Origin of the sequence: Streptomyces sp. NBC_00859 (assembly GCF_045161865.1) — a bacterium.
Taxonomy (GTDB): domain Bacteria; phylum Actinomycetota; class Actinomycetes; order Streptomycetales; family Streptomycetaceae; genus Streptomyces.
Window position 1 is genome coordinate 4360521 of the sequence record NZ_CP108826.1, and the last position, 24214, is coordinate 4384734.

The 24214-nt window shown below is 70.7% G+C and carries 24 protein-coding genes and 2 pseudogenes; 13 read left to right on the plus strand and 13 right to left on the minus strand.

The window, feature by feature from the left end; genetic code table 11:
• Together OG584_RS18825 and OG584_RS18830 are read right to left on the minus strand one after the other, a co-directional pair.
• The gene (locus OG584_RS18825; protein ID WP_405779310.1) at positions 1-537 is read right to left on the minus strand and encodes a 2,4'-dihydroxyacetophenone dioxygenase family protein; all 537 of its coding nucleotides are present in this window, start codon (positions 535-537) and stop codon (positions 1-3) included.
• A 54-nt stretch (positions 538-591) separates the two neighbouring features.
• On the minus strand, positions 592-1863 hold the full coding sequence (locus tag OG584_RS18830; RefSeq protein ID WP_405779312.1) for an aminotransferase class III-fold pyridoxal phosphate-dependent enzyme: 1272 nt from the start codon (positions 1861-1863) through the stop codon (positions 592-594).
• Positions 1864-2089: 226 nt separating this feature from the next.
• Between OG584_RS18830 and OG584_RS18835 the strand changes: the two genes are divergently transcribed.
• On the plus strand, positions 2090-2950 hold the full coding sequence (locus tag OG584_RS18835) for a LysR family transcriptional regulator (protein ID WP_405779314.1): 861 nt from the start codon (positions 2090-2092) through the stop codon (positions 2948-2950).
• Here OG584_RS18835 and OG584_RS18840 read toward each other — a convergent pair.
• Both OG584_RS18840 and dtd read right to left on the minus strand, forming a co-directional pair.
• Positions 2913-3806: a LysR family transcriptional regulator gene (locus OG584_RS18840; protein WP_405779316.1), complete on the minus strand. Its 894-nt coding sequence runs from the start codon at positions 3804-3806 to the stop codon at positions 2913-2915. The genes OG584_RS18835 and OG584_RS18840 overlap by 38 nt on opposite strands.
• A 148-nt stretch (positions 3807-3954) precedes the next feature.
• Positions 3955-4380 carry a D-aminoacyl-tRNA deacylase gene (dtd, locus tag OG584_RS18845; protein WP_405779318.1) on the minus strand — a complete coding sequence of 142 codons (426 nt, stop codon included), beginning with the start codon at positions 4378-4380 and terminating at the stop codon, positions 3955-3957.
• A gap of 116 nt (positions 4381-4496) precedes the next feature.
• On the opposite strand from dtd, the gene OG584_RS18850 reads away from it, so the two are divergent.
• Genes OG584_RS18850 through OG584_RS18860 form a run of 3 tightly spaced genes read left to right on the plus strand, consistent with a single transcriptional unit; the run spans position 4497 to position 7363 of the window.
• Complete coding sequence (locus OG584_RS18850; RefSeq protein ID WP_405779320.1) at positions 4497-5084, plus strand: ABC transporter substrate-binding protein; 588 nt, start codon at positions 4497-4499, stop codon at positions 5082-5084.
• A 40-nt stretch (positions 5085-5124) separates the two neighbouring features.
• The gene (locus tag OG584_RS18855; protein WP_405779321.1) at positions 5125-6090 is read left to right on the plus strand and encodes an asparaginase; all 966 of its coding nucleotides are present in this window, start codon (positions 5125-5127) and stop codon (positions 6088-6090) included.
• 25 nt (positions 6091-6115) lie between these two features.
• The gene (locus OG584_RS18860; RefSeq protein WP_405779323.1) at positions 6116-7363 is read left to right on the plus strand and encodes a GNAT family N-acetyltransferase; all 1248 of its coding nucleotides are present in this window, start codon (positions 6116-6118) and stop codon (positions 7361-7363) included.
• A gap of 31 nt (positions 7364-7394) precedes the next feature.
• On the opposite strand, the gene OG584_RS18865 is transcribed toward OG584_RS18860, so the two are convergent.
• The gene (locus OG584_RS18865; RefSeq protein ID WP_405779325.1) at positions 7395-7583 is read right to left on the minus strand and encodes a hypothetical protein; all 189 of its coding nucleotides are present in this window, start codon (positions 7581-7583) and stop codon (positions 7395-7397) included.
• A gap of 277 nt (positions 7584-7860) precedes the next feature.
• On the opposite strand from OG584_RS18865, the gene OG584_RS18870 reads away from it, so the two are divergent.
• The 7 genes from OG584_RS18870 (at position 7861) to OG584_RS18900 (ending at position 15719) form a co-directional block, all read left to right on the plus strand.
• The gene (locus OG584_RS18870; protein ID WP_405779327.1) at positions 7861-8724 is read left to right on the plus strand and encodes a GntR family transcriptional regulator; all 864 of its coding nucleotides are present in this window, start codon (positions 7861-7863) and stop codon (positions 8722-8724) included.
• A 1-nt stretch (position 8725) separates the two neighbouring features.
• Positions 8726-9457 (plus strand): HAD family hydrolase, encoded by a 732-nt coding sequence (locus OG584_RS18875; RefSeq protein WP_405779329.1) that lies wholly within the window; start codon positions 8726-8728, stop codon positions 9455-9457.
• Between the two features lie 166 nt (positions 9458-9623).
• Positions 9624-10913, plus strand: coding sequence for a phosphotransferase (locus tag OG584_RS18880; RefSeq protein WP_405779331.1), 1290 nt, complete (start codon positions 9624-9626; stop codon positions 10911-10913).
• 80 nt (positions 10914-10993) lie between these two features.
• Positions 10994-11698 carry an HAD family hydrolase gene (locus OG584_RS18885; RefSeq protein ID WP_405779332.1) on the plus strand — a complete coding sequence of 235 codons (705 nt, stop codon included), beginning with the start codon at positions 10994-10996 and terminating at the stop codon, positions 11696-11698.
• A 58-nt stretch (positions 11699-11756) separates the two neighbouring features.
• On the plus strand, positions 11757-12452 hold the full coding sequence (locus tag OG584_RS18890) for a TetR/AcrR family transcriptional regulator (RefSeq protein ID WP_405779334.1): 696 nt from the start codon (positions 11757-11759) through the stop codon (positions 12450-12452).
• Positions 12453-12565: 113 nt separating this feature from the next.
• The gene (locus OG584_RS18895; RefSeq protein WP_405779336.1) at positions 12566-14719 is read left to right on the plus strand and encodes a HelD family protein; all 2154 of its coding nucleotides are present in this window, start codon (positions 12566-12568) and stop codon (positions 14717-14719) included.
• A 163-nt stretch (positions 14720-14882) separates the two neighbouring features.
• A complete protein-coding gene (locus OG584_RS18900; protein WP_405779338.1) occupies positions 14883-15719 on the plus strand; it encodes a hypothetical protein in 837 nt (278 codons plus the stop codon).
• Positions 15720-15906: 187 nt separating this feature from the next.
• Here OG584_RS18900 and OG584_RS18905 read toward each other — a convergent pair whose 3' ends face one another.
• Positions 15907-16458 carry a sugar O-acetyltransferase gene (locus OG584_RS18905; RefSeq protein ID WP_405784139.1) on the minus strand — a complete coding sequence of 184 codons (552 nt, stop codon included), beginning with the start codon at positions 16456-16458 and terminating at the stop codon, positions 15907-15909.
• A 112-nt stretch (positions 16459-16570) separates the two neighbouring features.
• The gene (locus OG584_RS18910; RefSeq protein WP_405779339.1) at positions 16571-17161 is read right to left on the minus strand and encodes a cysteine hydrolase family protein; all 591 of its coding nucleotides are present in this window, start codon (positions 17159-17161) and stop codon (positions 16571-16573) included.
• A 223-nt stretch (positions 17162-17384) separates the two neighbouring features.
• Here OG584_RS18910 and OG584_RS18915 point away from each other — a divergent pair, with 223 nt between their 5' ends.
• Entirely contained in the window at positions 17385-18377 is a 993-nt protein-coding gene (locus OG584_RS18915; RefSeq protein WP_405779341.1) for a GlxA family transcriptional regulator, read from the plus strand.
• 26 nt (positions 18378-18403) lie between these two features.
• On the opposite strand, the gene OG584_RS18920 is transcribed toward OG584_RS18915, so the two are convergent.
• Positions 18404-19528 carry an FAD-dependent oxidoreductase gene (locus OG584_RS18920; protein WP_405779343.1) on the minus strand — a complete coding sequence of 375 codons (1125 nt, stop codon included), beginning with the start codon at positions 19526-19528 and terminating at the stop codon, positions 18404-18406.
• A gap of 189 nt (positions 19529-19717) precedes the next feature.
• Between OG584_RS18920 and OG584_RS18925 the strand changes: the two genes are divergently transcribed.
• Positions 19718-20422 carry a TetR/AcrR family transcriptional regulator gene (locus OG584_RS18925; protein WP_405779345.1) on the plus strand — a complete coding sequence of 235 codons (705 nt, stop codon included), beginning with the start codon at positions 19718-19720 and terminating at the stop codon, positions 20420-20422.
• A gap of 145 nt (positions 20423-20567) precedes the next feature.
• Here the strand turns inward: OG584_RS18925 and OG584_RS18930 are convergent, their stop codons facing one another.
• The 5 genes and pseudogenes from OG584_RS18930 to OG584_RS18950 all read right to left on the minus strand — a co-directional run bounded on the left by OG584_RS18930 (position 20568) and on the right by OG584_RS18950 (position 24185).
• Positions 20568-21710, minus strand: a complete 1143-nt coding sequence (locus OG584_RS18930; protein WP_405779347.1) for a MerR family transcriptional regulator — start codon at positions 21708-21710, stop codon at positions 20568-20570.
• Positions 21711-21736: 26 nt separating this feature from the next.
• Positions 21737-21964: pseudogene (locus tag OG584_RS18935) on the minus strand (GNAT family N-acetyltransferase); the annotation flags it as partial.
• 194 nt (positions 21965-22158) lie between these two features.
• Entirely contained in the window at positions 22159-22587 is a 429-nt protein-coding gene (locus OG584_RS18940) for a VOC family protein (RefSeq protein ID WP_405779349.1), read from the minus strand.
• A 232-nt stretch (positions 22588-22819) separates the two neighbouring features.
• Positions 22820-23207 (minus strand): annotated as a pseudogene (locus OG584_RS18945) (aldo/keto reductase); the annotation flags it as partial.
• 285 nt (positions 23208-23492) lie between these two features.
• Positions 23493-24185, minus strand: a complete 693-nt coding sequence (locus OG584_RS18950) for a TetR/AcrR family transcriptional regulator (protein ID WP_405779351.1) — start codon at positions 24183-24185, stop codon at positions 23493-23495.
• Between the last annotated feature and the right edge of the window lie 29 nt (positions 24186-24214).

Sequence of the window (24214 nt, forward strand, 5' to 3'; positions counted from 1 at the left end):
CTAGGTGGCCGAGTAGCGGGCGCTGCCACCCCGGATGTAATTCAGTTCACCCAACTGCTGGGTCTCGGCCAGTGCCTTCGTGACCTCGACCAAGGTGACAGCGTCGAGCACCGAGTGGAACGTGCCTTCCTCGGTGAAGTTGACGTTCGCGCCGTTCACGATGAAGAGGACCTGGGTGTCCTCGGTGTTCGTCTCGGGGGCGTAGAACTGGTGCACGGATGCGCCCGGTTCGTACAGGTACGAACCGGTCTCCTGAGGCTGGTCCGGGTATTCCCGGTACGCCCACTTCCCCTTGAGCGTGAAGCCGTGGACGGCGCCGGTGTGCAGGTGCATCGGCAATTCGGCGCCGGGGGCGAAGTAGGCCATCACGACCCAGATTCCCGCCTCGGGATCGAGGAAGAGCGGCTGATAGCTCACGCCGGTCCCCAGTGCGTCCTTGATGACCGGGATGTCGTTGACACTGGCGGTGAGCAACTCGCCCTGGGGGAGCGCGATGACGGGCAGAGCGGCAGTGGGTATGGGCTCGGGCACGGTCACAGGAGTCTCCGTTCGTGGGTGGCGGTCTGTGTGCGTGGGAGTGTGCGGCGCCGTCTATCCGAGGGCGTCGCGGACGAGGGCGACGATCGCGTCGGCTTCCTCGTCGCTGAGGGTGAGGACCGGCCGGAAAGGCACTACGAGGTCGCTGCCGGAGGGAATGACGAGCACACCGGCATCGAGGAGCCGCACTGCGGTGGCCAGCGGCGTCTGCGTCCGCAGGCCCATGTTCGTGCCGATCTGAGAGAACTCGAAGGGTGCGTCGGCGAAGCCGTCGGTGAAGCGCTGCGCGACCCGGTCCACCCGTTCGAGAAAACCCGCGTCCATGGTCAGGTCCAGGACCGCCGACGCGATGATGCAGCCGATATCCGTTCCGGCGTAGGTCGACTCGTGCGGAACCAGTTGGTCCCTGGTGTAGGAGGCCCAGATCGGCTCGGCCATCACCGCGGCCGATATGGGGTACAGACCGCCGCCCAGTCCTTTGCCGGTGGTGAGTATGTCCGGCACCAGATCGTGCTGCTGGTACTGCCAGACGACGCCGCCGCCACAGGATCCGAGACCCGTCTGCGTCTCGTCGACGATCATGACTGTGCCCTGCTCGTCGCAGATCCGCCGGACTCCTTCGAGATAGCCGGGCGCGGGCACCGGATAGCCGGCCTGCGCCGGAGTCGGCTCGATGACCACGGCCGCTGTCTCCCGGGTCACCGAACGTCGCATCGCGTCAAGGTCGTTGAACGGAACCCTCGTCACGTCCGCGTCGGCCACGAGATACCGATCGCGGTGGTGCGCGCTGATCCCACTCAGGCTCAGGCACAGATCTGTCCCACCGTGGTAGGAGTTCTGGGCGATCGAGACGAGCTTCGTGCGGCGGGTGTGGGCGCGGGCGGCGTGCACGGCGATCTCGATGGCGTCGGCACCGCCGACGCCGAACGTCACGCCGGACAGCGCGTGGTGCGTGCTCGCGGCAAGCTTCTCCGCCAGACGGGCCCGGTATCCCGAGGCCAGGGCCCAGTTACCGGCATCGACATGGTCGACGGCCTCGAGACAGGCCGCCACCACGGCCGGATGGCGGTGCCCCAGGTTGAACTTCGACCCCTGGCGCCAGCAATCCCAGTACCACACACCGCTGTAGGCGTCCTGGACCCGTGCACCCGCGCGCTCACCGAGATGGATGTTCATCTGCGGAGGCAGGAGTGCGACGTGGGAGGCGCTGACGTGGCGTGCGTAGACCGCGTCGTTCTCGGCCGCGGTGTCGTACGGCGGGTAGGAGGTGGCACTGCGCGGACGACGACCCGGCCCTCCGTCCGTCGTGGTGATGGGCTGCGACATGGATCTCTCCCTTTCTGTTCGGACCAATGAGTGAGCCCGAAGGGCCGCTCGTCGGGTATCGCCTGAGTGGGCCGCCTCAATGGGCGGGTGGCACTGCGCCCGGGTGGTCCGCGTCCGGTGCGTCCTGCCGTCCATTCAACGCACGCTGGATCATTACGATCCAATACAGAAAATGGGGCTTTCGACAACCAAGACCTATGGCAGCAGGCCAGGCAGGGTGGGCAGCATGCGGATTCATCAGGTCGAGCACTTCGTCGCCACCGCGGATCACGGAAGCATCCGCACAGCCGCCACGGCCCTCGGGCTCACGCAGCAGGCGCTGTCCCGCAGCATCGCCGTCCTTGAGCGTGAACTCGGCCTCAAGCTGTTCGAGCGTCTCGGCCATGGCGTCGCCCTGTCGTCCGCCGGCCGGATCTTCCTCGGATCTGCGCGGCGGATCGTGCGGGACGCACACATCGAAACGACGCCGGACGGCGGGCTGCTGGAGATCGCGACGTGGGGCACTCTCGCCATCCACCCGACCGCGACCCTTCTCGGGCTCCTGCATCGCGAGAACCCCACGATGCGGTCCCGGATCGAGCAGGCGAAGGACGAGGAAACGGTGTGCCGCCTTGTCAGAGAGGGGCACTGCGACGTCGGAACGATTCTCCTGCCGTCGCTGTGGCTGCACGACCTCACGGCGATCCCGCTGGGACATCTCAGGGAGTGGCTCATTCTCCCGCCCGGCACCCGGGTAGATCCGGGCCCGGTGGCGTGGAGCGCGGTGGCCGAGCACCCCCTTGTCGTCCCGAGCAGCGGAATGCCGATCTCGTTCGTGGGGCAGGAAGTCGCGGGCACGGGAGTCGAACTCAAGCTGGGCGTACGGAGCGCACACCGCGACGCGCAGGTGTCGCTGGTGCTATCCGGGGCGGGCGCCGCACTGGTGACGGAACGCTACGCAGAGATGGCCCGTGCACGTGGCGCGGTCGTCCGTGAGCTCGATCTGCGACTCGCCCGGCAGATCGGCGTAGTTCATCGCCGTGACCGGAAGTCGCCGTTGGCCGAACGGTTCACCGAACTGGCTGTGGCTCATCCCCCGCAGCGATGACCGTGAGCAGCGCCTCCAGCGCGGGCGGGTTCGGACCCGCGCGATGCACGAGGAACAGCTGACGTTCGATCGGCGGCGCCGTCTCGCGCACCGTCATCCCTTGTTGGGCGGCCGCGGCCGCCGCGCCGGGCGGCAGGATCGCCACTCCCACCCCGTCGAGGACCAGCGGCCAGATCATCTCCCGCGGCCCGCATTCGCAGACCACCATCGGGCCGGCACTGCACCGTGCGAGCTCCGCGTCGATGCGGAGTCTGTCGGGTGTTCCGGGCGGTGTGAGGATCATCGGTACCGAACTGAGGTCCCCGAGGGGGAGAGGGCCGGAGCCCGGCAGGTCGAACCCTGCGGCCGCGACGAGGAGCAGCCGCTGAGTGCCGAGCGAACGGCACGTCAGGCCCTTGGCCGTCGTATGTTCGGTGGACAGCTCGACGTCGCAGTGCCCGGTCTGGAGCGCGCGGAACGGCGCGCCGGCGGCGGCGGAGTCGACGATCTCGACAACGACTCCTGGATGGGCCTGCCGAAAGAGGCCGATCATGGCGGCCAAGGGGTCGTCCACCAGCTCTGCGGCCGCCGCGATCGTGAGGGTCCCTGTCCGCAGGCTCCGGACTTCTTTCATGACACGGCCCGCCTCCGCGACGCTCTCAAGGAGCCGCTCGGCCGCCGGGATGAGACGTCTCCCCGAATCCGTGAGCACCAGCCCGTGCCCCGAGCGGACGAAGAGGGTCATCCCGAGCTCCCTCTCGAGTGAACGGATCGACAACGACAGCGAGGGTTGGGAGAGGTAGAGAGCCGACGCCGCACGCGTGATGCCGCCGTGCTTCACAACGGCAAGGAACTGCTCGGCCCGGCGGACATCCATGCGTCTCCTCAGCCCGTGCTACGGGACATCAGACGGCCAACGGGTGATCAGTCATTTCGGTTCCCGGGGGGCGTGGGCGGGCGCTTCTGAGGCTGCGGCGAATCAGCGGCCTCATCGGACGCTCATCGCGAAAGACCCCCGAGCGCGCTCAGATCTCCAGCAGCACCGTGAAGGGGCCGTCGTTCGTCAGCGAGACCCGCATGTCCGCTCCGAACCTCCCCGTCTCCACCGTCGCCCCCAGGGCGCGCAGCTGTGCCACCACCTCATCGACGAGCGGCTCGGCCACCTCGCCGGGAGCGGCCCCGTTCCAGGTGGGGCGGCGGCCCTTCCGGGCGTCTCCGTACAGCGTGAACTGTGAAATCACCAGCAAAGGTGCATTCACGTCGGAACACGACTTCTCGCCCGACAGGATGCGCAGCGACCATACCTTTCGGGCTAGCTGCGCCGCTTTTTCCGTTGTGTCCTCATGGGTGACCCCCACGAGGACACACAGCCCCTCGCCGGTGATCTCACCCACGGTCTCACCTGCCACGACGACGCTCGCGCCGTCGACCCTCTGCACCACTGCACGCATGCGGCCCAATCTATCCGGGGCCGAACGGGTGCGGAGAGTCAGCAGCGGCACCACCCGGAGTGGCACCATGCACGAGAGGCGGTGCACCGCACCGGTCGAGGGGACGGAATACGCATATGAGCACATCTGGCGCCGGACAGTCGTCCGGTCCCGTATCCATGACCCGGATCAGCTCCGTACGGAGGGCACCCGCACAGCGCGCGGGTGCGGCGCTCCCCGCGGTCACCGAACACGACATCGGCGGGCTCCGTCTGCCGGAGCTGCGCACGCTGCGCAGAGACGCCCAGCGGGACGAGGCCGACCTCAGTTACGTGCGCCGGATGCTGCACGGGCGGATCGACATCCTCCGTGCCGAGCTGGCCCGGCGCACCGGTCCGGAGTCGCCGGTCGTGGAGCGGCTCTCCGAGATCCTCGCGGACGTGCCGTCCTCGCACCGCTCGTCCGCCCGCCATGTGACGCTCTCCACGCCGCGCAGCGCGGAGAACAGCAAGCTGGCCGCCGACATGCTCGCCGAGGTGGAGCTCTCCGACCTCGGCGCCCGCACGGACGAGGAGCTGCACACCGGAATGGGCCGGCTCGTCCGCTACGAGCAGCAGGTCTCGCGGCGCAGGCAGCACCTCCAGCGGACCGCCGATGATTGCAGCGCGGAGATCGCCCGCAGGTACCGTGAAGGCGAAGCGCAAGTAGATGACCTGCTGACCTGAGGCGATCCTTCCGGTGGGCGGGCCCCGTTCCGGAAGGCCGATGATGACCGCCAGCTCCACCGACCCCGTCTCCCCGGTACTCGCGGAAGTCGTACGCTCCGGCTTCGTCGAGGGCCGGCACCGGGGCTCGCTGGTGATCCTCGCGGCCGACGGGAGCATCGAGCACGCGCTCGGGGACCCGTCACTGCCCGTCTTCCCGCGCTCCAGCAACAAGCCGATGCAGGCGGCCGCCCTGCTGCGGGCCGGACTGGACCTCTCCGGCGAGCGGCTGGCGCTGGCGTCGGCGAGCCACTCGGGCGAGGAGTTCCAGCGGGCGCTCGTGCGGACGATGCTCGACGAGTACGGGCTGCGCGAGAGCGACCTTCAGTGCCCCGCCGACCTGCCGCTGGACCCGGTGGAGGCCGAGGGGTATCTGGCCGCAGGCCACGGGCGCGAGCGCGTCACCATGAACTGCTCCGGCAAGCACACCGCGATGCTGGCCGTCTGCGCGCTCAACGGCTGGCCCACCGACTCCTACCTGGACCCCTCCCACCCGCTCCAGCGGCTGATCCTGACGGTGGTCGAGGAGGCCGCGGGCGAGCGGGTGGCCGCGGTGGGTACGGACGGGTGCGGGGCGCCGCTGATGGCGATCAGCCTGGTCGGTCTGGCCCGTGCGTTCCGTACGTTCGTCCTCGCCCCCGAGGGGGCGCCCGAACGCCGGGTCGCGGACGCGATGCGCGCTCACCCCGAGTACGTCGCGGGTACCCGCAGGCCGGACACCTGGCTGATGCGGGCGCTGCCCGGGACGCTGTCCAAGATGGGCGCCGAGGCGGTCCAGGCGCTCGCGCTTCCCGATGGCCGGGCGCTCGCTTTCAAGATCGACGACGGTGCGGTCCGGGTGCTCGGACCTGTGCTGGCCCGGACACTGGAACGCATGGGCGTGGAGAGCCCGGTGCTGGCCAGACTGGCTGACGCGCCACTGCTCGGCGGCGAGGCGAAGGTCGGCGAAATTCGCGCGACAGTCTGAGGCGCGGGTGCATAGCGTGGCCGGCATGGCCGTTGACGTCCGCACGATCTCCGAGTCCGAATTCCCCGACTGGCTGCGCGCCTGTCGCACCGGCTTCCTCCAGCCGCCCGCGGTCTCCGGCGAGGAGGTGCGGAGCCGCCGCCCGCACACCGACCTGGCCCGGGTTCAGGGGGCGTTCGACGACGGACGCTGTGTCGCGACCTTCCGGTCCTTCGCGCAGGAGATCACTGTCGTCGGCGGGGCCTCGCTCCCGTCGGACGCGGTCAGCCACGTCACGGTCACGCCGACGCACCGCAGGCGCGGCCTGCTCAGCCGGATGATGGCGGTGGACCTGGCGGCGGCGAGGGAGCGCGGGGAAGTGCTGGCCACGCTGATCGCCGCCGAGTACCCGATCTACGGCCGGTTCGGCTTCGGGCCCGCAGCCTGGGCCACCGACTGGACGGTCGACGTGCCGCGCGCCGGACTCGACCCGCGCTGGTCCCGGCCGGAGTGCGGGGGCCGGATCGATCTGGTCGACGGGGCGGACGTACGGAAGCTCGGCCCCGAACTGCACGCCCGCTTCCGGCAGTCGCAGCCCGGCGCGGTCAGCAGGGACGAGCGCTGGTGGGCCCTCAGGACGGGCCTGGACCAGGCGCCGGGCAAGCCGCCGTGGACAGAGCCCTTCTACGCGGTCTACCGCTCGCCCGGCGGTGAGGTCGACGGCCTGCTGGTCTACCGGGCCGACGACCACTGGGGCCCCGCCAAGCAGCCGCTCAACACCGCGAGAGTGGACGACCTGATCGCCGTGTCCCCGGCCGCCGAACGGGCCCTGTGGCACTTCCTCTGCTCGGTCGACTGGGTCGTCACCGTCCAGGCCGAGCACCGGGGCCCTGACGAACTGCTGCCGTCACTGCTGCCCGACCCGCGCGCGGCGAGAATCACCCAGCAGGCGGACTACCTGTGGATCCGGCTGCTCGACGTCGCACGGGCGCTGGAGGCCCGTACGTACGAGGCCTCGGGCACCCTGGTCCTGGAGGTGCGGGACCAGGACGGGCTGTCGGCGGGCCGCTACCGGCTGGATGCCTCGCCCGAAGGCGCGGTGTGCGCGCCGGCCTCGGAGTCCGCCGATGTCACGCTGGACGTGGGGGATCTGGGGGCGCTGTATCTGGGAGATGCCTCAGCGGTCCGGCTCGCCGCGCTGGGCCGGATCTCGGAGGAGACGGCCGGTGCGGTCGCCGTCACCGAGGCGCTGTTCCGTACGGCCGTCCGGCCGTGGTGCCCGGACGGCTTCTAGGGTCCTGCGCTGCCGGGGTCGCCCGGACGTCTCAGCCGATCAGGGCTTTCACCTGGACGAACAGCATGAAGGCACCGAGGCAGCTGCACGGGACGTTGGCTGCCTTCACGCCGACAGTGAGCATGCCGAATCCGATGAGACCTGCGATTCCGAACGCGGACTGAACGGTCTGCTCGATGACGAATCCGATTCCTGCGATCAGAAGAGCCGCGGTAGGCATGGGGTTCCCTCCTTCGGGATGGCGGGGAGCACCAGTTGCCTGCACGCCGTTGTACGGCTCGTGTGCCCCGTGGAGAGGTTCTTGCAGTCAAGTACCAGACAAGTTGGCCTGGTTGGGCCTGGCATTGGTATGCCCGCATACGACATGTCCGTAAACTTGTCTGGTTACTGGCCTGGTTGGTCGACCGTGGGTGCGGCACTGTCCGTTTGGTGTCTGCTCGGTGTCTGTTGAGTCGTGTCAATTACGCTCGGGTGCCCGGTAGTTGTACGGTGGGGCGGTGGCCCCACGTGACGCAGGCAGCACAGACGGCAGGAAGTTCCAGGTCATCGCGGACGATCTGCGCACCGAGATCGCCGACGGAGTGCACCGGGCGGGCGGCCAACTGCCCTCCCAGCGCGAGCTGCAGGCCACCTACGGTGTGTCGCGCGAAACCGTCGGCCGGGCGCTGGAGGTACTCAGGGACGAGGGGCTGATCTCGTCGAGCCGTGGCCGCCCGGCGACCGTGACCGGCGGACCCGTACCGGCCGCCGCTGCGCAGCCCGCGCAGGTCACCCTCCAGCCCAGGCTGCGTGCCGCGTTCGAGGCCGAGGAGATCACGATGGACGTGCTCTCGCTGACCTCCGAGACGATGGCCCAGCACCTCGGCGCACAGGTCGCCCGGATCAGCGACGGCGACATCCGCCCGCACAGCATCTCGCTGCGGCTGATGCTCCCCGACATCACCGGGATACGGCTCGCCTTCCCGCGGGGCGTCGAGGACCCCGACGACGACCGGCCGCGCAAGCGCCACCGCGACATGGTGATCAACCACGCCCGATCGCTGCGCCACTCGTTGCTGCGGCTGCGCCACCAGGGCCTGGTCCCCGAGGTGTCGGTGCAGATCCGGACCGTGCCCTTCACCCCGCCGCTGAAGTTGTACCTGTTGAACAAGGATCAGCTGCTGGAGGGTTACTACACCCTGGAGCAGTGGACACCTGAGCCCATCGACGGCGTCGAGGTCACCATCCTCGACTCGCTCGGTGTGGGCGCGACGCTCTTCCCGTACACCAAGCCGGCACAGGCGCTGAAGGTGGAAGCGGCGCAGAAATTCTTCGACTCCTACTGGGACCAGCTGGCCCAAGATGCGGATTTCGGCGACTGACGTGCTGCTCTCATCCGACCCCGCCCCGACCGCCCCGGACCTCACTCCCGTCCCCGTGCTGAGGGCGTTGCTCTCGCGTGCCTCGCTGGTCCTCTGGGACTTCGACGGCCCGGTCTGCGGGCTCTTCGCCGGTCTGCGGGCGCCCGCCATCGCCGCCGAGCTGCGCGCCATGGCCGCCGCGCGGCTCCCGCACTGGACGGAGGCCGACGAGCCGCACGACCCGCTGGCGGTGCTGCGGCGTACGTACGCCGCCCTGCCCAGCGACCCGGAGGGAGTGGTCTCCGCCCTGCGCAAGCGGCTGGAGGAGCTGGAGACCGAGGCGGCGGCCACCGCGGAGCCCACACCCGGCGCGATCGACCTGATGGAACAGCTGCTGGCGGCCGGGAAACAGCTGGTCGTCGCGACCAACAACAGTGAGGCCGCCGTCCGCGCCTATCTTGAACTGCACGGAATCGCCCCGTACTTCGGGGCGGTCGTCGGACGGCACGACGACCCGCGGCTGATGAAGCCGCACCCGTACTGCCTGGAGCGGCTGCTGACGGAGACCGGCACGGCGGCGGCCGACGGGCTGATGATCGGGGACTCGCCGGCCGACGCGCTCGCCGCCGCTTCGACGGGCGTCCCGTTCGTCGGCTACGGCACAGAAGCCGCGAAGCTGGTGCGGCTGCGGGACGCGGGCGCCGAGTACTTCGTCGCGGACCTGGAGGCCATGACGGTGGCGGCCGGGGCGTAACCGGAGCGGCGGGACGCCGGGACACCGGGTGGCCGGTAGGCCGCTGGTGCCCAACTCGCTTTTGTGCTGCGGGGTTTGAGGTCTTCAGTACTCTTGGGTATGAAGGGGGGCAGCGGCCGGGGACGGCCCGCAGGCGAGCCTTCGGTCACGAGAGCGCAGGAGCCGCATGCCTGATGTAGCCCGCAGCGCCTCCGGCCGCACGGCCGACAGCTGGGAACTGCTGTACCGAGCCGCCGGTGAAGGGGAGCCGCTCAGGGGTTACTACCACCGGAACTACCGCGTGGGGCTGCCCGCCGACCTCGCCGACGCGGTGGCGCTCCCGGCCGGTACCCCGGTCAAGGTGCGGGCCCCCATCCCCGACGCGGTCCAGTTCAATCTGCGGATCTGGCCGGAGGGTGAGCTGCTTCGCGCGATCGCCGGGCGGGTGGACGGCAGTCCGCGGGTGCTCGCCGACCGGCCGGGTTTCACGGTGTACTCCTTCGCGCAGGGTGCGCCGCTCTCCGGCCTTTCCGGTGGCCCCGGCCGCTTCCGCGCCGGCCTCCTCCCGCTTCTTCCCGGATCCGGTGGTGCCCGGCACCGCCCGCCGCCCGGTTATGCGGCGCAGCTGGAGGCGCTCTTCCGGCAGACGGCCGCCGTCCCGCCCCGGTCGCTGCCGCCGCTGCCCGACGGCTGGCCGCGGGACGGGGACTGCGGTGGTTTCCTCCGTACGCTCATCGACTTCACCGAGTCCGAGGTCAAGGGCCGCAGCAGCCCGGCCCACCAGGAGCTCCTCGCCGTGCTCGGTGTGGACGAAGGCGCGCTCGGGAGGCTGCGGGAGCGGGCGGCCGGACTGGGGGAGCGGCCGTTCACGCTGCTGCACACGGACACCCACGCCGGGAATCTGATCCTCGGGCCTGGCGGGGAACTCTCGCTCATCGACTGGGAGTTGGCGCTCTTCGGTGACCCGGTCTACGAGATAGCCGCGCATCTCGCACGTATGCGGTATGCCACCGGCGGCCGCCGACGGGCCGCACTCCGTGCGTGGCGGTCCGCGGTCTCGGCGAGCTGCCCCGGCGCGCTGACCGGCCACCGGGCGGCCCTGCGGGTCTATCTGGACTTCGAGCGGCTGCTCTCCGTCCACATCGACGTGATCCGGCTGACGCTGGATCTGCCCCAGCGTGCCGGTCCGCCGGCGCTCGCGGTGACCGCGGAACGGATCGCCGCCGTACTCGCCGCCGCGCAGGGCCCGCTCGGGCTGCGCAAGGTGCCGGGCGCGGACCGGATCGCGGCGGCCTGTGGGGTGTGGCAGCGGGACGAGAGGGAGGTGCGCCGGATGCGGAACGGCCGGGCGGAGGTGGACGTCTTGACGTATGGACAGAAACGTCCTGAAGGAAAGCGGAACGTGGTGGAAGGACCTCAGAAGTGGTTCGATGCAGTCAGAACCGCTAATGGTTCAGACATGGGGCTGCCCGAGTGACTCCAGATGCGACTGACACCGCGACCGACACTGTGACCGACACTGTGACCGACACGACGCGAAGCGAACAGGCGGTATCCGTGATCCGTGAGAACCTGCGAGACCGGATCGCCGCGACACGGTATGTGCTGTTCGGCTTCGACGGCCCGCTCTGCCGGCTGTTCGGCCGGAGCGCCGAGCGGGCCGCGTCCGACGGGATGCGGCACTTCCTCGAAGAGCGCGGAGTCACCTCCCTCGCATCGGACGCCGATCTCGGCGGGCTCGGGGATCCGCTCGACGTCCTGCGGAAGGTCGCGGCGCTGCATCCGGGAAGCGACCTCGTGGCGGACCTGGAGGAGTGGCTGGCCCGCCAGGAACAGCGCGCGGTCGCGGGGGCGTGGCCCGCGATGTACGCGGACGGGGTCGTCCGCACCTGGTCGGCGACCGGCAGCCGGCTGGCCGTCACCACGAACCACTCGTCCCGGGCGGTGCGCGACTATCTGACGGCCCGGGGCATCGCCGAGTGTTTCGGGCCGCACATCCACGGCCGGGCGACGGCGGACGTCCAGCTGCTCAAGCCGCATCCGCACACGCTGGAACAGGCGCTGGCCGGGCTCGGCGCGGACCGCGCGACGACGCTGGTGATCGGCGACTCGGTCCCGGACCTCCGGGCGGCCCAGGAGATCGGCCTGCCGTTCCTCGGCTACGCCACCAATGAACCGGCCGTCGACGAGCTCGCGTCGGCGGGCGCCGACCTGGTGCTCAACACCTGGGAGCCGGTCCTGGACATCCTGTGGGGGCGGTGAGCGGGGCGCGCAGGCCACGGGGCCGGCGGCGGCCGGCCATTGCGTACGCTCGACCGTCATGAACGGCGAGATGGGCTTGCGCGAGCACAACCGGCAGCGGACCTACTGGGCGATCTCCAACGCGGCGATCCGGCTCTTCCTGGAGAAGGGGTTCGACGCCGTTCCGGTGGCGGAGGTGGCGGCGGCGGCCGGGATCTCCAAGCCCACCCTCTTCCGGTACTTCCCGGCCAAGGAGGATCTGGTCCTGCACCGGTTCGCCGACCACGAGCGGGAGGCCGCCGATGTGGTGGCGGGGCGGCCCGCGGGGCGTACGCCGCTCGACGCGCTGCGGCTGCGCTTCCTCGGCGGCCTCGACCAGCGCGACCCGGTGACCGGGCTCAGCGACGAGGCGGAGGTACTGGCCTTCCACCGGCTGCTGTACGGAACGCCCTCGCTCGTCGCGCGCCTCTACGCGTACACCAGCCGCACCGAGCAGGCGCTGGCGGACGCGCTGACGGGCGCGTGGCCCGAAGCGCCCGCGGCCGGGGCGGCCGGGGCGACGGAATCGCCCGAGGGGCCCGGCGACCGTCTGGCGGCGCGGCTGGCGGCCGGGCAGATCGTGGCCGTGCAACGGATCCTGGCCGAGGAGAACTGGCGGCGGATCGCTGAGGGCGAGAGCGCGGACCAGGTGTATCCGGACGCGGTGTCGGCTGCGGGGAGGGCGTTCGGCCGGCTGGAGTCGGGCATCGGAGGCATCGGCGGACCGGCCGACTGAGAGCGCCGCCCGTGGAGGTCTGCGGCGTCTGTGGCCTCTGCGGCTTCTGCGGGTCTGCGCGGAGCCAAAAGTAAAAAACGTTACCCGGTTGCTTTATTCGGTACGCTGGCCGTATGACGACACCATCTGACGGGAGCCCCGCCGCGGGCGGGGGCCTCAGCGCCGAGCTGGGTGCGGAGCGGACCTACCACGAGGCCTGCCGGGCCGCCCTGTCCGCGATGGGCGAGGATGCGGCGGACCGGGTCGCCGCCGGCGAGAACGCCTTCGCTTCGGGGGCCGACGCCGAGGTCCTCGGCTACCAACTCCGCAGCCATGCGAAGGAGTTGAGGGAAGAGCCGGACAGCCCGCTGTTCTTCGGGCGGCTCACCTTCGGCACCGGTGCCCCCCGCGACCACCGCGGGCAGAGCTACCACATCGGCCGCCGCCGGATCAGCCGGCACCCGTCGGTGCCGCCCCTGGTCGTCGACTGGCGGGCGCCCGTTTCACGCGCCTTCTACCGGGCGAGCGCGGGGGACCCGCAGGGTGTAACGGTGCGTCGGCGATTCGGCTGGGCGCCGTGGAGCGACGGCGCGTCCAGCGACCTGACCGGCCTGGAGGACGAGCACCTCGGCCACGGGGCCGACGACAGCGGGGGCGGCACCGGCGGGAGTGCCATCCTCACCGCCGAGATCGAGCGGCCCAGGGTCGGCCCGATGCGGGACATCGCCGCGACCATCCAGCCGGAGCAGGACGACCTCGTACGGGGCGAACTCGCCGGCTCCGTCTGTGTGCAGGGCGCCCCCGGCACCGGCAAGACGGCGGTCGGGCTGCACCGCGCCGCGTACCTCCTCTACACCTACCCGCAGCTCATCCGCCGCAGCGGCCTGCTGGTGCTCGGCCCGAACCGGACGTTCCTCGCGTACATCTGCGAAGTCCTGCCCTCGCTCGGGGAGACCGGGATCCGGCAGTCGACCGTGGACGACGAACTGGCCCGGCACCCGGTGCTGTACCAGGACTCGCCCGCTGCGGCCGCGCTCAAGCACGACGTACGGATGAGCGAGGTGCTGCGCCGGGCGCTCTACGCGCGGGTCGCGGCGCCCGATGAGGGGCTCGTGGTGCCCGACGGGGCGTACCGGTGGCGCATCGAGCAGGCGCAGCTGGCGCGGATCGTGGAGGAGGTACGGGCGGAGGCGCCGCTGTACGCGGTGGGGCGCGAACGGGTGCGGAGCCGAGCGGTGAACGTGTTCCGGCGCCAGGTCGAGCAAAGGGCCGGGCCCCCGAACCAGGAGTGGCTGCGCCGGATGGGCCGGGCCCGTGCGCTGTCGGCGTGCGTCGACTCGGTGTGGCCGAAGGCGTCAGCCGATGAGGTGGTGGCCGAGCTGCTGGCCGCGCCGGAGGTGCTCGCGGAGGCGGCGGACGGGGTGCTGAGCGCCGCCGAGCAGGAGACCCTGCGCAGGCCGAAGCCGCCGAGCTCCGGGCGGAGTGCGAAGTGGTCGGCGGCCGATCTGGTCCTCATCGACGAGGTGCACGGCCTGATCGAACGGCAGGAGGGGTACGGGCATGTGGTCATCGACGAGGCGCAGGACCTGTCGCCCATGCAGTGCAGGGCCATCGGGCGCCGGGTGGAATTCGGCTCGGTGACCGTGCTCGGCGATCTGGCCCAGGGCACGACACCGTGGGCTGCCCGCAGCTGGTCCGAGCAGCTGGGACACCTGGGGAAGCCGGAAGCTGCGGTGGTGCCGCTGACGCTGGGGTTCCGGGTGCCGGAGGTGATGGTGGAGCTGGCGAACCGGCTGGTGGGGTCGCTGGGCGTGGAGGTGCCGCTGGGGCGTTCGATGCGGAAGGACGGCGAGCTGACCGTACGGCGGGTCCCGGAGGCCGACGGCCTGACGGACGCGGTCGTGGAGGCCGTACGGGCTGCGCTGACGCAGGAGGGGTCGGTCGGGGTGATCGCCGATGAGCGAGCTGTGGCGGATGTGCGGGCGGCGCTGGAACGGGCGGCCGTGGAGTGGGCCGGTGCCGGTGTGCGGGGGGAGACCGGTGAGCCGGGTGCGGCGTCGGGCCGGGTGAGCGTGGTGGCCGCGGGGATGGTGAAGGGGCTGGAGTACGACCACGTGGTCGTCGTCGAACCCGCGGCCATCGTGGCTGCCGAGGCGCGCGGGCTGCACCGGCTGTACGTGGTGCTGACCCGGGCGGTCTCCCGCCTGGACCTGGTGCACAGCCTGGCGCTGCCGCCGGAACTCGGGGAGCCCGGCGCTGTTCGGGCGCTACGCGCCGAAGGGGCGTGAGAGGCCGCCCGGCCGCCCGCGCGCACCCTCGTGAGCCGGGATGATGCCCATGGAGGACCATGGTCTGGCCGGTGGAAGCAGGACACGGGACGGCCGCGCCCTCGCCCGCCCGCCGGTCTTCGTCGATGCCGGCGGGTGCCGGAGACGGCGGCCTGTCTGCTGCATGAGTGGGGACGACATGGAAATCGTGGTGGAGTTCGACCGGGACCCCCGGGCCGAGCAGCTGTTGTGGCAGGAACTGTGTGCCGGGCTGCCCGCCGGTACCCCGGAGCCCGGTGGGAGCGGTCCGCGCCCCGGTGGGCTCGGTGTCGCGACCGCCCGCTCCGGCGACGGGGTGCTGCTGGGCTGGGCGCCTGTTCTCACCGGCCAGGACGCGGACGCGGCGGTCGTCGAGTGGGTGCTGGCGACCCTGGAGCGCGAGCGCATCGTCCACGGCAGCGTCGCCGAGCCGGACGGGACCGGTGATGAGGAGTCGGTCCTGGTCGCCCTCATCCGTACGGCGGCGGACGCGGCCCGCGCGGCCGGGTTCCGGGCGCTGGACTGGCTGGACCGGGGCGACACCGGTGCGGAACTGGATGCCCGTGCGGCGGCCGAGCTGGAGGCCTCCGTCCACCGGGAGCTCGGCCGCAAGTGGGGCGTCTCGGCGCTGGCCCGCTGGCAGCGCCCCGAGGGCCTGCCGGCCGTACGGACCCGCCGGGCGCCGCGGGGCACGGGGTGGCAGGGGCTGGAGCTTCTGACGGACGACGGACGCACGGCGGCCCGGATCGCCGCCGTGGTCGCGGGCCCCGAGGTGTACGTCGAGAGGGTCGGCCACCATGGTGTCGAAGCACCCCAACTGGGCTCGCTGGTAGCGGATTTCGTCGAGCAGGTCCGCATGGACCACCCCTCGGTGGAGTCCTTCCGGGTCCGTGAGCTGGACGACGAGGTGCTGGGCCGGGCGCTCAAGGCGGCCAAGCTGCGGATCAGCCACCGCTGGTGGCAGTACCGCCTGCCCCTCTGAGACCCGGCTGCCCCTCCGGGTCTGCTGGACTCTGAACCGGCTGCCCCTCTGAGACCCGGCTGCCCCTCCGCCTCTGCTGGACTCTGTCCCGGCCGGCTCTCCGCCCTCGCCGCCCCTCTGGCCGGGCCGGGCCCAACTCCCTCCTGCCCGGCCCCAGCTGCTGGGCGGATCGCGCGCCCGGGGCCGTTCAGACCTCGTGCACCTCGTTGATCGTGCGGGTCACCCGGGCCGGGTTGCCGACAGCGACGACGTTCGGCGGCAGGTCCTTGGTCACGACCGAGCCCGCGCCGACCACGGTGTTGGCACCGATGGTCACGCCGGGGCAGACGATGACGCCGCCACCGAGCCAGACGTTGTCGCCGACCGTGATCGGCTGCGCCGCCTCCCACTTGGCCCGGCGCTGCTCGGGGTCGATCGGGTGGGTCGGGGTCAGGAGCTGGACGTTCGGGCCGATCTGGACGTCGGCGCCGATCGTGATCGCGGCGACGTCGAGAAAGACGGCGCCGAAGTTGACGAAGGTACGCGGTCCGATGCTGATGTGGCTGCCGTAGTCCACCCGTAGGGGCGGCCGGACCTCCACGTCCTCGCCCAGCGAGCCCAGCAGTTCGGTGAGCGCGGCCCGCCGGGCCTCGGGGGCGGTGGGCGAGCAGGTGTTGAACCGCTCGCTGAGCACAGCCGCGCGCAGCGACTCCGCGACCAGCTCGGGGTCGTCGGCGAGGTAGAGCTCCCCGGCGAGCATGCGTTCCTTCTGACTGGTCACGACAGGCTTCCTCCTGCTCCTTGCTGCTCGGGCACGCCGGCGCGCACGCCATGGAGCATCACATCACGGGGCGGGGCGCGGGCTCCGGCGCTCAGGTCAGTGACGCCCCCGACGCGACGACGACCGCGTAGAGGTCGCCGATCGTCGCGAGCGCGCTGTGGTGCATCTGGTGGGCGGTCAGCTCGATGCCCGCCGACTGCAACGGGCGGGTCGCGCAGGCGTCGGCGACGACCGTGGGCCGGTTTCCGCGCAGGAACGCGCCCTCCGCGGTGAACGTCACGCACATGTGCGTCATGAACCCGATGACGATGACGTCCTTGTTTCCCGCGGCGTCCACATGCTCGCCCAGGTCCGTGCCGACGAACGCGTTGGGGGCGTTCTTCACGACGACGGGCTCACCGTCGACCGGCGCCACGCGCGGGTGGATCCGGCCGATCTCCTCCCGGATGTCGTAAGGGCTGCCCTCGCCGCCGTCGTGGATGACGTGGATGACCTTCGCGCCGGCCTCCCGGGCCCTTCCGAGTAGCGCGGCGGCGGAGTCGAGCGCCGCCTGCCAGCCTTCCAGCTCCATGACGCCGCCCGCGTAGGTGTTCTGGTAGTCGACGAGGATCAGGGTCGAGCCGGCGAGCGACGCGGGAGTCTCGTCCAGACCGTTGATCTCGCGCAGGGTCGTCGTAGTCATGGGAGTGCCACCTCAGGTTCCGTACCAGGATTCGTGCCGGGCGTCGCGGCCCCCGTGCTCGTCGGGCCGCACCTGAAACGCTAGGGGCGGCCAGGGGGTGTCGGCAATGTCGTCTAACATGCAGATCCAGACATCGCGGCGGCCGGACGCCGGCAGCCGGACAACCACGCTGCGGAGCGCCGGACGGCCGCAGTGGCAGGCCGGCTGTGCGCACGGAGGTCTCATGAGCAGCATCGAACGACTCATCGTCGTCGTCCTCTTCGAGGGCGTCGATCTGCTCGACGTGACCGGGCCGCCCGAGGTGTTCTCCCTGGTGCGGCGCGAGACAGGCGACGCGACGGGCTATCACGTGGTCCTGGCAGCCGAGACCATGGACCCGGTCACCACATCGGCCGGTGTGCGCATCCTTCCCGACATGACCTTCCACGAGGTGTCGGCGAGAAGCATCGACACGCTTCTGGTGCCGGGCTCGGTCGAGGTCGACAGCGACCACCGTGTACGCGCACTCACCGACCCCGCGGTGGTCGGCTGGGTGAAGAGGCTTGCCGGCGGCGCCCGGCGGGTCACGTCCGTCTGCGTAGGGGCCCACGTGCTCGCGGCCGCAGGTCTGCTCGACGGCAAGCGCGCCACGACTCACTGGTCGACCGCGCAACAACTCGCGGCCGATCACCCGGACATCGAAGTCGACGCCGACCCGATCTTCATCCGTGAGGGCGACGTGTGGACCGGCGCCGGGATCAGTGCCTGTCTGGATCTGTCGCTGGCCCTCGTCGCCGACGACTTCGGCGAGGCCGTCGCGCTGCGCGTCGCCCGGCAACTCGTGATGTACCTGAAACGCCCCAGCGGGCAGAGCCAGTTCAGCGTTCCTCTCGAACCGGTCTCCACGACACGGCGCATCGAAGACCTCCGGCACCACATCATGCGCCACATCGACGAACCGCTCACCGTCGCCGGTCTCGCCGCCCACGCCCATGTCGGCGAGCGTCAGCTCACCCGTATCTTCAAGACCGAACTGGGCACGACGCCGAGTGCTTACATCGAGGCGGCCCGCGTCGAGATGGCGCGCAACCAGCTCGAATCCACCGACGCCACCCTCGAACGCATCGTGTCCACCTGCGGGTTCGGCACGGCGGACACCCTCGTCCGGGCTTTCCGCCGCAGGCTCGATACGACGCCGACGGAGTACCGGCGCCGGTTCCGGGCCGCGGCCGGCTGAGAACGAGGACCCTGCTCCGTCCGGGCCTACTCGCCGCCGGCGAACATGCTGATCAGGCCGTGGGGCGTGTCGTCGCCGAAGAGAATCCCGTGGAGTTCGTCGCCGTCGGCGGCGGCCGCGGCGCTGCGCGGGAACATGGCCTGCTCGTACTCGGTGAGCGCGGCCTCGATGTCGTGGGGGCGTGCGGCGATGGCCCTGCCGAGTTCAGCCCCGTCGAGCATGGCCAGGTTGGCGCCTTCGCCGTTCGGGGCCGCGAGGTGCGCGGCGTCGCCGAGCAGAGTCACGCCCGGCACCCGGTCCCACTGGTGGTCGACGGGCAGGGCGTGCAGGTTGCGCAGGACCGGCGGGGTCTCCCCGTCGGTGATCAGCGCGGTGAGCTCCGGCGCCCAGCCGTCGAACTCCTGGGCAATGCGTGCGGAGGCTGCGGCGGGGTCGGTGAAGTCGATGGCGGTGAACCAGTCCTGCGACTCGGAGAGCGCCACATAGGTATGGAGGGTCCCGCCGTTCTCGCGGTGGGCCTGGATGCCCTTCCCCGGCGCGAGCGCGAGGAGCGAGCCGCCGCCGACCGCCTTCGCGGCGGCCGGATGCCGGGTGTCGCTGTCGAACAGATAGGTCTCGACGTACGACCTGCCGATGTACGCGGGGGTGGCGTCGGAGAGCAGCGGCCGGACCCGTGACCAGGCTCCGTCCGCGCCGACCAGCAGGCTCGTGACGGCAGCGGTGCCGTCGGTGAAGGTCACCTCGTGCCGGCCGCCGCCGACGGCGCGGACGCCGCTGACCTTGTGGCCCCACCGGACGGTCCCGGCCGGGAGCGAGTCGAGCAGGACTCGCCGCAGTTCGCCGCGGAGCACCTCGGGGCGCCCACCCGTGCCGTCGTCGGGCTGGTCGAACAGCACGCCCCCGTCCGGTGCGAGGACCCGTGTCGCTTCACGGCCCTCCAGGATGAGGCCGCGGAACTCGTCCGTCAGGCCGGCCGCGTGGAGGGCCGGCTGCCCGTTGTCCTCGTGGATGTCGAGCATCCCGCCCTGTGTGCGGGCATTCGGTGATGGCTCCGCCTCGTAGACGGTGGACGGGATGCCGTGGATGTGGAGGACGCGGGCGAGGGTGAGCCCCCCGAGCCCGGCGCCGATGATCGTGACGTGGCTGGTCATGACGGGTTCCTTCCGTGCAGACAGCCCGCGGGGTGCTGTGGACGTCTGCGGATATCTGTGGATGGCCGCGGACGGGACATCCGGCAGGCATCTCTGGAATGACGTTCCAATGTTCTGGTACCAGACTGGAGCGGCGTTCCAGTGATGTCAAGCTGGAACGTGGTTCCAGGGATGTGTCAGGATGTGTGCATGGCAACGAGGACACGTCGTACAGAGCGACGGGAGGAACCGCTCTCCCGGGAGCGCATCGTCCGGGCCGCGGTCGAACTTCTCGACACGGCGGGTGAGGGCGGTCTCACCTTCCGAGCGCTGGCCGGTCGCCTCACCACCGGGCCCGGTGCGATCTACTGGCATGTCACCGGCAAGGAGGAACTCCTCAGTGCCGCCACGGACGCCGTCCTCGCCGCAGCCGGGACCATCGGCCCCGCCGATGCGGCGCCGCGGGAGGCGATCCACTCCCTCGCGCTCGGCGTGTTCGACGCGATCGAGGCCCACCCGTGGATCGGCCCCCAACTCGCCCGCGCCCCGGGGGAGTCACCGATGCTGCGGGTCTTCGAACACATCGGACGCCAGGTCCAGGCGCTCGGAGTGCCCGAAGCGGCCCACTTCACCGCCGCTTCCGCGCTGCTGAACTACATCCTCGGAGTGGGCCGGCAGAACGCGGCCGACGGCCGGGCCCACCAGGCTCACCAGCCGGACACGAGCCGGGCCGAGTTCCTGGACACCGCAGCGACCGCCTGGGCGAACCTCGATCCCGACGAGTACGCGTTCACCCGTAACGTGGCGGGCCGGCTGCGTGATCACGACGACCGGGTGGAGTACCTGGCCGGTATCGACTTCATCCTCACCGGAATCACGGCCGGTCAGGAGCCGGCCGGCCCGGCGCGAGCGTAGCGCAAGACCCCCTGGGCCGTGCCGTGGCGGGCCGTGCCGGGCTGGTGGCGTGGGGCAGCCGAGCGGGAGCGACCGCCGCCGTGGTGACCGTGGCCGGTGTCCTGTGGCGTCTGCTCGTCCGGGCGGAGAAAGCCGACGAAGTCGATCACGTCACTGGGTGCGGGGTTTCCAGGGTCCTCGGCAGTCGCGAGCTCGGCGCTGCTCGCCCCTGCTGCTGGAGTTCCAGCACGTCGGCGACGACGCAGCTGACGTTGTCGGGACCGCCGGAGCCGTTGGCGAGTGCGATGCATTCGCGTACGGCCTCCTCGGGCTCGGCGGCCCCGGCGAGCACCCGGTGGATGTCCTGGGCCGGCACGGCGGTCGGCAGGCCGTCGGAGCAGAGCAGGTACCGGTCTTCCGGCCGTGCGTCGTGGAGGCGCAGGTCCGGGGTGGTGTCGGCTCCTCGGCCCAGAGCCCGGACCAGCAGCGACCGCTGAGGGTGGGAGGCGGCTTCTTCCGGGCTGAGGCGCCCATCGTCGACCATCGACTGGACCATGGTGTGGTCGTGAGTGATCTGGAACAGCTCTCCGTCGCGCAGGAGGTAGACGCGGGAGTCGCCTATGTGGACGAGGGCCAGCTGTGACCCGGTCCAGAGCATCGCGGTGAGTGTCGTGCCGGTGTCTTCGGGCGCGGAGTCGCCCCCGGCGGCGTCGTGCACGGCCTGCCCGGCCTGTTCGATGACGTCTTCGAGGACGTTGAGAAGATTTCCGGCCGGGACGCCTTCGGTTTCCAGCTGCTTGAGCGCCTCGATGGCGGCGGCGCCGGCAGGGGCTCCGTGGCTGCCCCAGCCGTCGGCGACGGCCAGCAGGCGGGGTCCGGCGTAGGCGGTGTCCTGGTTGCTCTCGCGGACGAGGCCGGTGTCGGAGAGGGCTGCGTATCGGATGCCCAGGGGCTTGACGGTCGGGGACATGGCAGGGTCCTTCCGGTTCAGGTGGTCGATGAGGAAGGTGGCCAGGTCCCGCCGCGCGGCGGTGTCGGCTTCGGCCTGGGCCCAGAACGCGCGGACCTCCTGGGCTGCCGCGGCCGCGTCCAGCGTGCCGATGTGCTGGATGCGGGCCAGGGGCATTCCCAGGCGGCGGAGCCAGGCGACGAGCCGGGCTCGCTCCAGTTGTTCCGGTGCGTAGAGGCGGTAGCCGGTCACCGGGTCGACGCGAGCGGGAGTCAGCAGGCCGAGCTCGTCGTACAGCCGCAGCGCCTTCGGCGACAGCCGGGACGCCTTCGCGAACGCCCCGATGGTCAGCAACGTCATGCTCGTCCCTCCTCATGCCGGGCGCATCACCCGGCCCCACCGATGCTGCGGGCTCCCCCAAGGTGAAGGTCAACCACGGCTTCGTGCGTGCCTGTTGCGTGATCGGCCGAGGGCTGCGCAGGGGGCGGAGCGGCGCACGAGAAGTCATACACCGCCCAGTCGGTGAGCCTGCGATAGCCGAGACGCTGGTAGAGGGCGTTGCTGGTGGGGTTGGACAGGTCTGCGAACAGGATGACGTCCTTCGCGCCTGCGGCCCCCACAACCGAAGTCCGGTCCCGATCTCTCCAGTCTCTCCAAAAGCCTTGTAATCAGAGTGAGTTGGGTTCGCCTCGGCGACGCGGCGATCCGCCGCTGAAGCACTCTGTCCGAAGTGGCACTCGCAGCGCAGGCATGCTGCGAGTGCCACCTTCGGAGACCGGGCTCAGGGGCGAGGGCGCGTCCGCGGATCTCAGTCGAGACAGAACTCGTTGCCCTCGATGTCCTGCATCGGGATGCACGAGTCAATGCCGTCATACAGGGTTTGCAGGTACACCGCGCCGAGCGGGAGCAGTCGTGCGCATTCGGCCTCAAGTGCGACGAGGCGCTCTTCACCCACGAGTCCGGTTCCGACGCGTACATCAAGGTGCAGCCGGTTCTTGACGGCTTTCCCTTCGGGGACGCGCTGGAAGTAGAGTCGCGGCCCCACACCTGAGGGATCACTGCAGGCGAACCATGAATCCCGCTGCTCAGGTGGCTGCGAGCGCTTGAAATCGTCCCAAGTGGCAAACCCCTCCGGTGGTGGCGGTATGACGTACCCCAGCACCTCGCACCAGAATCGAGCGAGCCGCTCAGGTTCTGCGCAGTCGAAGGTGACTTGGAACTGCCTGATGGAAGTCATCGGCCCACCGTATGGGGGTGTGCTGTTCGCCGGAATCCCGGGTGTCAACGCCACGCGCGTCGAGGGCTCGCGTGACATGAGCAGCACCCATCTCACCAAATCATCTGGAGCGACGGCCACTTCGTGCGGCAGGGCACCCTCACAAGTACGCCGGGTCAGGACACTCACAAGGCGCGGGGGAGGAGGCGCGGGTCTGTGGCTACCCCGAGGGAGCGCGTTCACCGCGATCAGGTCACTCACCTGCTGAGCATTCGGCGAGGGGGCGGAGCCGAAGAGCTCGGTCAATGACCGCGGGGGGAATGAGGCTGCGGGGTTGTACAGGTTCGTCCCGGGCGGCACGATTTCGTCGATCCGGTCGAGGGTCGCATCGTCCAGGGTGAGCGCGGCGCCTTGAGCAGGTCCTCCAGCTGTTGCCCGGTCCGCGTTCCGATGATCGGCGAGGTGACGGCGGGATGGGCCACGGTGAAGGCTACGGCGAGTTGGGGGAGGGTGCAGCCGATGCTTGTCGCGAGCTCGATGAGTTGTTCGACGGCGTCGAGCTTGGCGGTGTTCTCGGCGATCGCGGGATCGAAGAACGCCGGCCGGAGCGCGGCACGGCCGGATTCCAGGTCGATGGGCCGGCGTAGGCAACGGAAGAACGACTCGCGCTCATGCGCGAGCGCCAGGCGCACGTCACCGCCCAGATCGGCAGGCTCACTGAGTCCCTGGACCTGATCCGGTTCAAGGCCGGGGTGCATGAGGATCTTGTCGACCAAGGCAGCGACACTGCCCGTCCATGTGACGCCCCTTCCTCTGCGGCTGACGAAGAACGCACACCGACGCCTCACCGCGAAGCAGTGATCGAGTAGCGGAACCGCACGGCGACCCGGGCGGGCTCGGTGCAAGGACCCCTTATGGCCTGAGAGTCACGCCGGTGGCCGGATGAGTTTGGCGGCCACGGCGTCGAGGACCCAGTCCAGGCCGGTCGCGAAGGAGGTCCCGGCGTCCACGTCCGTGCCGTCGTGCACGGCCTTGGCCAGGGCCGGGAAGCGGCCCGTGGCCAGCATTTTCGTCAGATGCGGGCCGCGGGCGCGCTGCCAGTCGTGCTGGGACAGGCCGGTGGCGCGCTCGGCCCGCACGTTTGTGATCTCGCGGCGGATCGCGCCGTTGAAATAGGCGCTGACGGTCCCGACGGCGCGCATGACGGTGTCGACGTCGGCGAGGCCGTCGAGGGCGGACAGTGTGGCCTCGGCCACGGCGAGGCCGTTCGGGCCGAACGCCGGGCGGCCGCCGAGCAGATCGGCCAGCCATTCGTGACGGAGTGCGGCCTGCCTGGTGCGGTGGGCGAGAACGCTCAGCGCCTCCCGCCAGTCACCGGGCTGCTCCTCGGGGAGAATCTCGGCCTGGACCTCGTCCACCATGAGGTCGAACAGCTCCTCCTTGGTGGAAATGTATCTGTACAGCCGCATCGGGCCGGCGTTCAGGCGGGCGGCGACCTTGCGCAACGACACCGCCTCCAGCCCTCCCTCGTCGGCCAGCGCGACAGCGGCGGCGACGATCCGCTCCCGGTCGAGCGACACGGGTCGAGGCGGCGGATCGGGCCGGTCCCAGACAGTCATGCTCACACCGTACCGTTGCGATCCATCGT